The 12,024-nt window shown below is 64.3% G+C and carries 9 protein-coding genes; 3 read left to right on the top strand and 6 right to left on the bottom strand.

The window, feature by feature from the left end; all coding sequences use genetic code 11:
• A partial coding sequence (locus A5785_RS14260) for an MFS transporter (protein WP_231895473.1) occupies positions 1–812 on the top strand: 812 nt, incomplete at its 5' end.
• Here the strand turns inward: A5785_RS14260 and A5785_RS14255 are convergent.
• The 6 genes from A5785_RS14255 to A5785_RS14230 all read right to left on the bottom strand — a co-directional run bounded on the left by A5785_RS14255 (position 755) and on the right by A5785_RS14230 (position 9,181).
• A complete protein-coding gene (locus A5785_RS14255) occupies positions 755–2,281 on the bottom strand; it encodes an amidase (RefSeq protein ID WP_049699777.1) in 1,527 nt (508 codons plus the stop codon). The genes A5785_RS14260 and A5785_RS14255 overlap by 58 nt on opposite strands.
• Positions 2,278–3,561, bottom strand: coding sequence for a M20 family metallo-hydrolase (locus tag A5785_RS14250; RefSeq protein WP_049699776.1), 1,284 nt, complete (start codon positions 3,559–3,561; stop codon positions 2,278–2,280). The genes A5785_RS14255 and A5785_RS14250 overlap by 4 nt, the downstream gene beginning before the upstream one ends.
• A 49-nt stretch (positions 3,562–3,610) precedes the next feature.
• Complete coding sequence (locus tag A5785_RS14245) at positions 3,611–4,978, bottom strand: MFS transporter (RefSeq protein ID WP_231895472.1); 1,368 nt, start codon at positions 4,976–4,978, stop codon at positions 3,611–3,613.
• A 267-nt stretch (positions 4,979–5,245) separates the two neighbouring features.
• A complete protein-coding gene (locus tag A5785_RS14240; protein WP_049699775.1) occupies positions 5,246–6,160 on the bottom strand; it encodes a LysR family transcriptional regulator in 915 nt (304 codons plus the stop codon).
• 115 nt (positions 6,161–6,275) lie between these two features.
• A complete protein-coding gene (locus tag A5785_RS14235) occupies positions 6,276–7,655 on the bottom strand; it encodes an aspartate aminotransferase family protein (protein WP_049699774.1) in 1,380 nt (459 codons plus the stop codon).
• Between the two features lie 32 nt (positions 7,656–7,687).
• A complete protein-coding gene (locus A5785_RS14230) occupies positions 7,688–9,181 on the bottom strand; it encodes a CoA-acylating methylmalonate-semialdehyde dehydrogenase (RefSeq protein WP_049699773.1) in 1,494 nt (497 codons plus the stop codon).
• 168 nt (positions 9,182–9,349) lie between these two features.
• Here A5785_RS14230 and A5785_RS14225 point away from each other — a divergent pair, with 168 nt between their 5' ends.
• Positions 9,350–10,972, top strand: coding sequence for a PucR family transcriptional regulator (locus A5785_RS14225; RefSeq protein WP_064867075.1), 1,623 nt, complete (start codon positions 9,350–9,352; stop codon positions 10,970–10,972).
• A 156-nt stretch (positions 10,973–11,128) separates the two neighbouring features.
• Positions 11,129–11,827, top strand: a complete 699-nt coding sequence (locus tag A5785_RS14220) for a YceI family protein (protein WP_064867073.1) — start codon at positions 11,129–11,131, stop codon at positions 11,825–11,827.
• The last annotated feature ends 197 nt before the right edge of the window (positions 11,828–12,024 follow it).

Raw genomic sequence — 12,024 nt, 5'->3', positions numbered from 1 at the left:
AGCAGCCAGCCCGTAGAGTCGGACATATGCCCCGCAAAGACGCTTCGTCTCAGCTGACCGCGCCGCTGGCGTGGACCGTGCTCATTCTGTCGGTCGCCCAGGCCGTGGCCGTGCTCATTCCGCTCGCGCTGTTCGGTGGAGAGCCCAACGACGACGGCGTCGACCTGTTGATCAGTCCCGCCGGCTATGCCTTCGCGATCTGGGCCGTCATCTACGTGTTGTCGGCCGTGACCGGCTACATCTTTGTCCGAGGGCTCGACTCGGGCACCCAATACGGCAAACGCCTCGCCGTCGATCTCGCCATTGCCTGTGGTGCGGCGGCGCTGTGGCTGATCGTGTCTGCAGCCTCGATCGACTGGCTGCCGTCGATCCTGCTCACCGTCATGGCGCTTGCATTGCTCGACGCTGCGCGCATCGCGGCACTTCCAGTCGAAAATCCCTCCTCGACAACCACTCTCGTCCGCATCACGATCGGGATCTACGCGGGGTGGGCAACCGCCGCGGTGTTCGTCAACTGGGCATCAGACATCGCACGCAGCGGTGCGGCCGACGAGTCGTCGGCCGGTTGGCAACTGGTCGTCCTGATCGTCGCCGCACTCGTCGCGGTCACCGTCACCTACCTCTACGGCAGCGCGCTTCCAGCGCTCCCCATCACCCTTGCGTGGGCACTGCTGGCTATCGCTGTGAACGCGTGGTCGGATTCGACGCCGATCGCGGTTACCGCCGTCGTGGGCATTGTCGCTGTGGCACTCGCCTATTGGGCGTCGACGCGGCGGACTTCCGTCTCAGAGGGTGCGCTGTCGCGAACCTGAGCCTCCCGCCACGACGGGACTCCCAGGGCATCTTCGACGGCTCTGCCCAACCGGAACGGCATGACTTCGTCGAGTGGCTTGCCTACCAACTGAACCCCGATCGGCACGCCGTCGGTTGCGATACCTGCGGGGACCGCGAGTATCGGGCAGCGGTTCGCGACGTTGAACGGACTTGTCAGATGCGCCTGCCAATAGTGTTGCAGGTGAACGGGAGTCGCGTCGGGGCCGACGACCTCGATGCCGTGGAGATAGTTGCCATCCGCGGCAAGGGACGTCACAGCAGAAACCGGGCACAACAGCGCGTCGACGTCGGCCATCGCGGAGGCGAGTTGCGCCTGCAGCCGTGCGTCGGCGGCTACCGAGTCGAGGTGTGAGAGTCGTTGCGCGGCAGCCTCGGCGTCGCGCATGAACTGCTCGGTGTAGGCGGCGACGGGCGGTCCGCCCGCCGTTTCGGCGCGCATCGCGGGAGCGAGTAAGTGGCCGAAGTGGGCGAAGATGGTCTCTCGAATCCCGTCGCTACGCCACGGGAGCGTCACGTCGACGACCTCTGCGCCTCGTTGCCGCAGCGCTTCTGCCGCGCGGAGGGTCGCGGAAGCGACGTCGGGGTGAACACCGAAGTCGCCCAACGTGATACTGATGCCGACACGTACCCCATCAAGAGAGGTATGCGCATCCAGTGTGCCTGCAAGCTGCCCGCTTCCGCCCCAACTGAAATGATCGCTGTGATGGTGGCCGGACATGACATCGGCCAGCAGGGCGGTGTCGTCGACGGTGCGCGCCATCGGGCCGTCGCCACGATAGGTGTCGGCGCTGAGGGGCGGCGCCCCAGGAATGCGCCCGTAAGGCGCCTTGTAGCCGACAGTGCCGGTGAAACCTGCTGGGATTCGCGTTGATCCGGCGATATCGCTTGCTGTGGCTAGAGTGGCCATGCCTGCCGCAAGTGCGGCACCGGCGCCACCCGACGAACCGCCGGGGGAAGCCGCAAGGTTGTAGGGGTTACGAGTGACGCCCCACATCGGAGAATGTGTGACGGTCGCGCAACTGAATTCGGGAGATGTAGTCCGCGCGTGGATGATTCCACCGGCTGCACGAATACGCGCGACGATCGGGTGATCGGCGTCGGCGATACGACCCCGGTGCGCTGCAAGACCTTGCTCGAGAGTGCGTCCGGCCAGCGCGTGCTTCTCCTTGGTGGCGACTGGAATCCCGAACAACGGTGGCAGTCGATCGCCACGACGACGCGCTGCATGGAGCCGCTCCGTCGCAGTAGCCGCTTGACTGGTTGCCTCGTCGTCGAGAACCTCGGTGAAAGCGTTGATGCCAGTTGCGCGGTCTCCGTTGACATCACGAATGCGCGCCAGCGTCGACGCCATCACCTCGCTCGGTGTGAAGTCGCCGCTGAGATAACCGACGCGCATCTGTGCTGCCGAGAGATCGCAGAGACTTGTCGTCGACACCGCGGTGCTCATGCGTGCGCTCCGGGCATTCCTGCTGCAACGCCGTCGAGTGCGCCCTCGGCGAGGCGGCGGACGACGCCCGTAAGTGCCTCGACACCAGCCAACATGTCTGCGTCAGTGGTGAATTCGCGCTCGCAGTGGGAGACGCCGTCGACCGACGGGACAAACATCATGACCGTGGGAACGATGCGGTTCATGGCCACCGAATCATGTCCCGCCATGGTCCGGAGGCGTCGAACGCTCAGTCCGGCGTCGGCAGCGACCTTCTCGGCGAGTTCGAGGCCGGCCTCGGGGTAGTACTGGATCTCACGGATATCGACGTCGTTGACCTCGATGCGAACGTCGTATCGCTCTGCTACTGCGGCGATGTCACGGAGCAGACTGTCGCGCGCGGCGAGTACGTCGGCTTTGCGTTCCGCACGCAGATCGGCTACCAACGTCACGAGTCGTGGCACGACGATAGGCGAGTTGGGCTCAAGGGTGAGTTGACCGACGGACGAGACGAGCGACTCGGGCTCGGCCACACTCGTCACCTTGTGGACGAGCAGAACCACCTCACTTGCGGCAACCAGAGCATCCCTGCGATCAGCCATCGCGGTGGCGCCGGTGTGCGACTGTTCTCCGACGACACGAATGTCGAGTTTCTGCGTGTGCCAACTGAAGTCGACGGCGCCGAGGCCGATCTGCTCACGTTCGAGAATGCGGCCCTGCTCGATGTGGATCTCGGCATAGGCGACGGCCTCCGGGCGGGGATCGTCGCCTAGCGCCCCGATGTTTCCCATCGCCTCGCGGACGGTGGTTCCGGCGAGGTCGGTGACCGCCAGCATCTCCTCCTGGTCCATCAGTCCGGCGAAGACCGAACTACCCATGATCGACGGGGCAAACCGGCCCCCCTCCTCGTTGAACCAGTCGACCACGGCGACGTTGTACCTGGGCTGCGCGCCGCCAGCCGTCACCTCCCGGTGCAGACGCTCGGCGGCATGCAGCGCAGCGATGACACCGTAGGCACCGTCGAAGCGCCCACCGAGTGGTTGAGAATCGAGGTGCGATCCGACGAGCACGTACGGAGCACCGGGCGCGAACTCGACGAGAGCGAAGAGATTTCCGATCCCGTCGCGACGCACGTCCCAACCGCGCTGCTCGGCGAATTCGGTGAACCAAGCGCGAACGTGCTTGTCCTCCAGAGTTCCTGCTTGACGTTCGACGCCGCCACCGTCAGTGGCCCCGATGGTCGCGACGTGATGAAAGTCGACGAGGAGGGACTCGTTGGTACTCGAATCATTGGTACTCATCTGTGAAAACTCCTGTAACTGCGTGGAAAGCGTTGCTGGCGCGGCGGTTCTACAGTGCCGCGTGCCGGGTCTCCGGGACGCGCGTTGCGACGATCACTGCCAGGACGACGGCGGCCGCGATGGCCATGTACACGCCGGGCGCGGCGTCGAATCCCGTCGACCCCACGAGCCATGTGCCGACGAACGGCGCGGTCCCGCCGAAGAGGGCATAGCCGGTGTTGTAACTGATTGCCGCGCTGGTGAATCGGGTGCGGGTGGTGAATGCCTCGACGAAGAAGGTGTAGCAACCTCCGCCGTAGATCGTGAGCGGGATGACGAACAGCATCTGTCCAGCGATCGCCATCGCCAGGGAGCCGCTGGTCACCATGGCGAAACACGGCACCGCCAGGATGGCGATCGAGATGGTGCCCGCGATGAGCATCGGCCGACGGCCGAACCTGTCGCCGAGCATTCCCGTGAGCGGGAGCATCAGTGTGTAGAGCGACATCGCGGCGGCGTTCGCGATCAACGATTGCTGCTGGGAAAGTCCTCCGGTCGTCTTCACATAGGTGACGAAGTAGCCGGACAGGAAGTAGAAGCCCATCGCGGTCAGACCCATCACGAACACAACCTGAACCATGCGAAGTCCGTTCTCGCGGAATGCTTCACGGATCGGCGACGACTCGTGGTGCTCAACGTTCGCCAGTGTCTCCTTGAACGCATCGGACTCTTCGGTGCGAAGACGAATCCACAACCCGAAGACTGCCAGCGGCGCGGCCAGCAGGAACGGGATGCGCCATCCCCAGGACTCGAATGCGTCGGAACCCATGGCGGCGGTGAGTCCGAGGATCAACGCGCCGCCGAAGACGGACGGCAGTGCTGTTGCAGCGATCGTCGTATTCAGCCACTTTCCGCGATGCGCGGTCGGGGCGTGCTCATAGGTGAAGGTCGGTGCGCCGACCGACTCGCCGCCGGCAGAGAACCCCTGGAGCAGTCGACACAGCACGAGCAGAATCGGTGCGGCGACACCTATCTGCTCGTACGTGGGCAGCAACCCGATGAGCGCCGTCGCGCCACCGATGGTGAGCAACGTGACGAACAGGACGTTCTTGCGCCCCACGCGGTCGCCGAGAGCGCCGAAGAACAGACCGCCGAGCGGCCGGATCACAAACGCCGCCGCGAACGTGGCGAACGTCGCGAGTAGACCGGTGAGATCGTTCGACGACGGGAAGAAGTGATGGGCGAGAACAACTGCCGACAACCCGTACAGGGTGAAGTCGTAGAACTCGATGAACTGACCGATCGCACCACCAGCAAGAACGCGTCGCTGTAGCGGGGTTGCGGGTTGAGACTTGCCGTTGACGTCCATCTCCGCTGTCGCGGCTGATGACTGTGCCGGAGCCTCGGTGTTCGTCGAGGGCGTCTGGGTGGAATTCATATCGGTCACGCTAGGGACGCACCATTGCCTAACGTTGGCACTCGTGTTGCAAGACGAGCACGTGGTGTGTTTCTGATGTGCGACGGACCTCGCGCACAGGTCCGAGCAGGTAACACAGTGGTCATCGGTATTGCCTTCCTCTGCGCCTCGATCGGCGATCTGCCAAGCGAATCGGGTTCGCTCGAGGGTGCTGCACCATAGAGTGCGTGACCCGGATCACGTAACTCAAGCGAATCTTTTCGTTTGCTGCCATCGACAAAATCGATGTCAAAGGTCGACGCCATAGAGCTGCCGGCACACAGCGGCAAACGCCTGGGCACGTCGTGTCGGGGTGCCGAGAGACGGGAACAGCAGAACGACCTTGATCGGCGGCAGGTCTTCGACGATCCGCAATGGAACCACTGAACCGCCGGAGTATGTGAGGTCGTGGTGCAGACGCTGGTTGAGAATCGAATAACCGTGTCCCCGTGACACAAACGACCGCACGGTCTCGTAACCGCTGGCTCGGTGCCTCACGCGTGGGGTGAGCCCGAGCTGCCGGAAGAGCGCGAGGAAGTAGTCGCGCGAGTGGGGAACGTCGTAGAGCACAAACGGGTCGGCTTCGAGGTCGCGCAGTGACACCTCGCCGAACGGGTTGGCAGCTGCTGGATGATCGGCAGCGACAATGACGTGTGGGGCAACGGTTTCCACCACCTGCGACTCGGCGTCGACTGCGACACCGAGGTCGTACATGAGGGCTACCTCGCAGCGTCCCTGCGCCAGTGCGAGCCTCAGGCCCTCCTGGTCGGCCTCGAAGAATCGCACATGGACTTTGGGGTAGGCGCGCTCGAACGCCTGCAGAATGACCGGTGCGCGAAAGGGTGCAAGCGGTGCGAATATCCCGACCGTCATCTCGCCCTCGAGTTCGGCGTCTTCGTCTCGAACGGCGGCGAGGAGCGTGCCTGCGTCTTCGAGGAATCCGAGCGCACGAGACCTGAGTCGACGCCCCGCAGGCGTCAGCTCCAGGCCGCGACGAGCGAGCCGGAGGAAAAGGGGTTGCCCCACTTCGTGTTCGAGTTGTGCGATCGCCGCGGACACCGTCGATTGCGTGACGGATAGCGACTGCGCGGCTGCCGTCATGCTGCCGGCCTCGGCGACGGCCATGAAGTAGCGCAACTGCGTCAGGGTGAAGTCATTCGACACCGCTGGCTCCTAATGTTGGGGCCCGCACCGGCTCGATAACGCGACACAACCCGGTGCCGACGGGATATGCCGGAACCGGGTGGTGTCACGCTCGTGCGAGCGCAGAGGGTGCCTGTCACAACGCCGCGTCGGCGACCTCCAGCGCGGCGTCGAGGATGGCAAGTCCTTCGCGGGCCTCGTCGTCGGAGATGGTGCATGGCGGGCAGACGTGGATGCGGTTGAAGTTCGCGAACGGCAGCATGCCGCGCGATTTGCATTCCGCGATCACCTTGTTCATGGCATCGCTGCTCGCGCCGTAGGGGGCGAGTGGCTCGCGAGTCTCTGAGTCCTTGACCAATTCGACGGCCCAGAAGACGCCTGCGCCGCGTACCTCGCCGACGCTGGGATGCCGCTGTGCGATCCGCTCGAGCTCGGGGCCGATCACCTCGGCGCCGATTCGTGCGGCATTCTCGACCATTCCCTCGTCGGCCATCGCGTTGATCGTCGCGACAGCGGCCGCGGTGGCGAGCGGATGACCCGAGTAGGTCAGGCCGCCGGGGTACGGGGTCTCGGCGAAAGTTGCTGCGATATGCGGACTTATCGCGACGCCACCGAGCGGGACGTAGCCCGAGTTGACGCCCTTGGCGAAGGTCAGCAGGTCGGGGACGATGGGGCCCTGCTCGTCGTCGCCGTGCTCGATTGCGAACCACTTGCCCGAGCGTCCGAACCCGGCCATCACCTCGTCGGCGATGAAGACGATGCCGTAGCGGTCGCAGATCTCACGCACGCCGCGCAGGTAGCCGGGCGGCGGGATCATGATGCCTGCGGTGCCGGGAATGGTCTCCAGGATGATTGCCGCGATCTGCGACGGACCTTCCATGCGGATGGTCTCTTCCAGGTGGTCGAGCGCGCGTTCACACTCCTGTTCCTGCGTGGTCGCGTGAAAGCGCGAGCGGTACAGGAATGGCCCGAAGAAATGCACGACGCCTGCGTCGCCGTAGTCGTTGGGCCAGCGTCGTGGATCGCCCGTCAGGTTCACCGCGGTGTCGGTGCCGCCGTGATAGGAGCGGTAGCGCGACAATACTTTTCGACGACCCGTGTGCAAACGGGCCATGCGAACCGCGTGCTCGTTCGCGTCGGCACCACCGTTGGTGAAGAAGACCTGATTCAACTCACCGGGAGTGCGCTCGGCGATAAGTCGTGCGGCCTCCGAGCGCGCATCGTTGACATGTGCCGGCGCGACGGTGCACAGCTTGGCGGCCTGCTCCGCGATCGCGGCGACGACCTTCGGGTGCTGGTGGCCGATGTTGGTGTTGACCATCTGTGACGAGAAGTCGAGAAGGCGATTGCCCTCGCCGTCCCACACGTAGCACCCGTCGGTGGCGGTGATCGTCATCGGGTTGAGCTTCGCCTGCGCCGACCACGAGTGGAAGACGTGCTTGCGATCAAGTTCGTAGGCACGCTTCGCCGCGTCGAGATCGATGGCGGGAGTAGTGCGTTCAGACTGAATGGTCATATGCGGCAATCCGTTTCGGTACTCGGTGAAGCTCAGGCGTTCTGGGGGAATCCGAGGTTGATTCCGCCGTGGCTGGGGTCGAGCCAGCGGGTGGTGATGGCTTTGGTGCGTGTGAAGAAGTGTATTCCTTCGGTGCCGTGGGCGTGGCTGTCGCCGAAGAGGGAGGCCTTCCAGCCGCCGAAGCTGTAGTAGGCCATGGGGACGGGAATGGGGACGTTGATGCCGACCATGCCGACCTCGACTTCGTTGCCGAAGCGTCGGGCTGCGCCGCCGTCGTTGGTGAAGATCGCGGTGCCGTTGCCGTAGGGGTTGTTGTTGATCAGGTCGAGCGCTTCGTCGTAGGTGTCGACGCGGACGACAGACAGGACGGGCCCGAAGATCTCGTCGGTGTAGATGCTCATGTCGGGGGTGACATTGTCGAAAAGTGTTGGGCCGAGCCAGAAGCCGTCGGCTCCGCCGTCAGCCTCGACCGTGCGGCCGTCGAGAACGACGGTGGCACCGGCCTTTTCGCCAGCGTCGACGTAGCCGGCGACCTTGTCGCGGTGAGCCTTGGTGACCAGGGGTCCCATGTCGGCGTTGGTGGTGCCGTCGCCGGTGACGATGGTGGTGGCGCGTTCGGTGATCTTGGCGACGAGGTCGTCGGCGATGTCTCCGACGGCGACGGCGACGCTGATGGCCATGCAGCGTTCGCCTGCGGAGCCGAAGCCTGCGTTGACCATGGCGTCAGCGGCGAGGTCGAGATCGGCGTCGGGCAGGATGATGGCGTGGTTCTTGGCGCCGCCGAGAGCTTGGACGCGTTTACCGTTGGCGGTTCCGGTGGCGTAGACGTACTGCGCGATGGGGGTGGAGCCGACGAAGCTGACGGCCTTGATGCTCTTGTTGGTGAGCAGTTCGTCGACGGCGGTCTTGTCGCCCTGTAGGACGTTGAATACGCCGTCGGGCAGGCCTGCTTCTTTCCAGAGTTCGGCGAGCCAGATCGATGCGCTGGGGTCTTTTTCCGACGGCTTGACGACGACGGTGTTGCCTGCGGCGATGGCGATGGGGAAGAACCACATGGGGACCATGGCGGGGAAGTTGAAGGGGCTGATGATGGCGACGGGTCCGAGTGGCTGGTGCACGGAGTGGATGTCGACGTTGGTGGAGGCGTTCTCGGTGTAGCCGCCCTTGAGCAGATGCGAGATGCCGCAGGCGAATTCGACGACTTCCTGGCCGCGGCTGATCTCACCGAGCGCGTCGGAGAGCACCTTGCCGTGTTCAGCGGTGATGATCGCTGCCAGCTCTTCCTTGCGCTCGTTGAGAAGTTCGCGGAAGCGGAACAGCACCGCGGTGCGCTTGGCCAGTGACGTGTCGCGCCATTCGGGGAACGCGTCGGCGGCCGCGGCGATGACCGTGCGCGCATCCTCGACCGACGCCAAGGCCACATTCGCGGTCACGACGCCGGTTGCCGGATTGGTCACCGGCGCCGTCGCCGACGAGTCGCCGGCGAACGCCTTGCCGTCACACCAGTGCTGCACGATGGCTGTCATCAGAACTCCTCCACAAGAACGGAATTTGGCACGCGACTCCACAGTGGGCAGAGTCGTCGCGCGAGTACCTCCCAGTCTGGTGCAGAACGGAGAGTTTGGCGCGCTACACTCTGTCAGTGAAATTCGATCGGAATTTACACCTCGTAAAGCTCTGCGGATGAGATTCGGATGACTCTGACTGTCGGCGACGTCATCGATCTGCCGGTGATCCGCGCTGGGCTCCCCGACGTGCTGAGCACGGCGGGCGTCGACCGCACAGTGAGGTGGGTTCACGTCAGCGACGTCGGCGATCTCGGGCACCTGCTCGAGGGCGGCGAACTCGTCCTGACCACGGGCGATGCCCTGCGGCGTGATCCGCGACGTTACCTCGAGAATCTCGCTCGGGCGGGTGCGCTCGGTGTGATCGCCGAGTTCGACGATTCGTCGGCCATACCGTCGGAGATCGGGCCGGTGGCCGTCGAGCTGGGTTTGACGGCAGTGGTGTTGCGCCGGGAGATCAAGTTCGTCGAGGTGACCGAACAGGTTCACCGCAGCCTGGTTGCCGAACAGTATGCCGCCGTGGAGTTCGCGCACCGCACTCACGAGACTTTCACGCAACTCACCATACGACGGGCGTCGCCAGCGGAGATCACGAACAGTGTTGCGGCGCTGCTTGATTCACCAGTGGTGTTGGAGAATCTGCAGCATCACGCGGTGGCGTCGGCCGGAGCTCCGGCGGCGTCACTGCTTCACGACTGGGAACGCCGTTCGCGGCTACACGCATCGGACGTCGCGACGACTGAGGTTTCCGATCACGCACCGTGGAGAATCGTCGACGTCGGTCGCGGCGACGACCACTGGGCCAGGCTGATCGTCCCCGAACCACACGCTGACGAACAGCGAACAGCGATGGTGCTCGAGCGAGCGGCGCAGGCGCTCGTGATGCATCGGATGGCCGAGCGTGGCCGCCTCGACATCGAGCGGCAGGCACAGGCAGGGCTCGTCGACGACGTTCTGCAAGAACGCATTCGAGACGAGGGCGAGGTGGCGGCGCGAGCGTTCGCGCTCGGCCTGCGCGAAGCCAACGAGTACGTGCCGATCTCGGTGCGAGTGCCCGGCTGGCCGGCGAGTGACGATCCGATCTCCACACGACGTCGCACCGCCCAGTTGCTCGACGTCGTGGTGCGGGTTGTCGGCGCGCAAGGGCACAGCGCGCTCTTCTCAGTGCGAGGCGACGGGGAGATCCTTGTAGTGCTCGCGTTGACGACGGCACGTGGCAGGTCGCGTCAACACGCACTCGACACACTCGCCGCCGCCACACGGCGCGACATAGAGCGAACCGTCGGCCATGCAGGTGCCGTTCTTGGTCTGGGCGCGCCCGGACGACAGGTGATGTCGACAATCCACACGCTGCTGCAGGCGTCACAGGTTGCCGAGGTCGCTGCCGGAATGCCGACGTCGGAGCGTGCCGTATTCGGAGTGCAGGACATCGGAATTCGCGGATTGATCTCATTGCTACGCGACGATCCGCGTTTACAGCGGTTCGCCGAATCCGAACTACGCGACCTCGTGCTCGACGACATCAACACCGGCGGTGACCTGCTCGACGTCTTGCGCGGCTACGTGCGGCACGTCGGCAACAAGTCGGCACTCGCCTCTCATCTACACATGAGCAGACCGTCGTTGTATGCGAAGCTTGCGCGCATCGAGCAGATACTCGGCGTCGATCTCTCCGACGGTGAATCCGTCACCTCGCTGCACGTCGCTCTTCTTATTCTCGACGGGCGGTCACAGGGAACCGCAACTCCTTAGCTGCGAGAAACTTTCCGGACTGCGGTCCGTTTTGCAATGTAGTTTTGTACGAATTTTCAGGCGATCGTAAGAAATCGGTGGTGAGGTAAGCCTTATGAAACCTCCAGAGACGATCACCGACCCGAACCACTCCTCCACGAGCGGGGAGGTTGCACGATGAAGCGACGCTACCTGTGGTGGGGGCTCGGAACGCTTGTCGTTCTCATTGTTGTCGTTGTCGCGGCAGGCCCGTGGGCGTACTCCAAGTGGATTGCGGGCGACGCCGACGAGGAACTCAAGCTCCCGACGTCGACGCAGGCGGCGTCGGAAAGCGTCGACGGCGCATGGACGATCGTGCCCGGGCCCTCCGCCGAGGCGACCCGAACGCAGGCCGGATATCGAGTCGACGAGACGCTGCGTGGGCAACCCGTCACGGTGAACGGACGCACGACATCGGTGACCGGCACGGCGACGGTGGCGTCGTCGAAGTTGGAGAGCGCCGACATCACGGTCGACGTCGAATCGATCACCAGTCCGGAGTCGATGCGCGACAACCGTTTCCGCGGTGAGTCGATCATGGACACCGAGAAGTATCCGACCGCGACCTGGAAACTGACTCAGCCGGTTGATATTTCGTCCGTCCCCGAATCTGGCCAGCCGCAGGCCGTGCAGGCAACCGGCGACATCACCATCAAGGGAGTGACCAAATCGGTCACGACGGCCCTCAACATCCAACGATCAGGAGCATCGGTGATCGTGCAGGGATCGATACCCGTCACCTGGACCGACTTCGGCGTCACCCCACCGTCACTGGGCTTCGTCGAGGTGGAGAAGACCGGCAGCATCGAGTTCCTGGTGAACCTCGAAAAGAAGTGAGCGGTGGTCTCGACAGGCTCGACCAGCGGGTGTGGCGCGACCCTTTCCGCTGGTTGAGCCGGCCGCGAGCGTAGCGAGCAGCCGAGTCGAAACCACTTCCGTGGGGGTGTGGTCTCGACAGGCTCGACCAGCGGGTGTTGCTCGGCTGGCGGTGGTCTCGACAAGCTCGACCATCGGTGGGGCGGCGCTCGACCAGC

The sequence above is a fragment of the Gordonia sp. 852002-50395_SCH5434458 genome (genome assembly GCF_001665905.1).
Lineage (GTDB): Bacteria > Actinomycetota > Actinomycetes > Mycobacteriales > Mycobacteriaceae > Gordonia > Gordonia jacobaea.
Note: the sequence above shows the minus strand (reverse complement) of the source record. Positions and strands in the feature narration are given on the sequence as shown.

Excerpts from the sequence above, each read along its gene's own strand:
- A5785_RS14235 (WP_049699774.1), bottom strand. The coding sequence starts at position 7,655 with ATGACCATTCAGTCTGAACGCACTACTCCCGCCATCGATCTCGACGCG.
- A5785_RS14250 (WP_049699776.1), bottom strand. The coding sequence starts at position 3,561 with ATGAGTACCAATGATTCGAGTACCAACGAGTCCCTCCTCGTCGACTTT.
- A5785_RS14245 (WP_231895472.1), bottom strand. The coding sequence starts at position 4,978 with ATGAATTCCACCCAGACGCCCTCGACGAACACCGAGGCTCCGGCACAG.
- A5785_RS14225 (WP_064867075.1), top strand. The coding sequence starts at position 9,350 with ATGACTCTGACTGTCGGCGACGTCATCGATCTGCCGGTGATCCGCGCT.
- A5785_RS14230 (WP_049699773.1), bottom strand. The coding sequence starts at position 9,181 with ATGACAGCCATCGTGCAGCACTGGTGTGACGGCAAGGCGTTCGCCGGC.
- A5785_RS14220 (WP_064867073.1), top strand. The coding sequence starts at position 11,129 with ATGAAGCGACGCTACCTGTGGTGGGGGCTCGGAACGCTTGTCGTTCTC.
- A5785_RS14255 (WP_049699777.1), bottom strand. The coding sequence starts at position 2,281 with ATGAGCACCGCGGTGTCGACGACAAGTCTCTGCGATCTCTCGGCAGCA.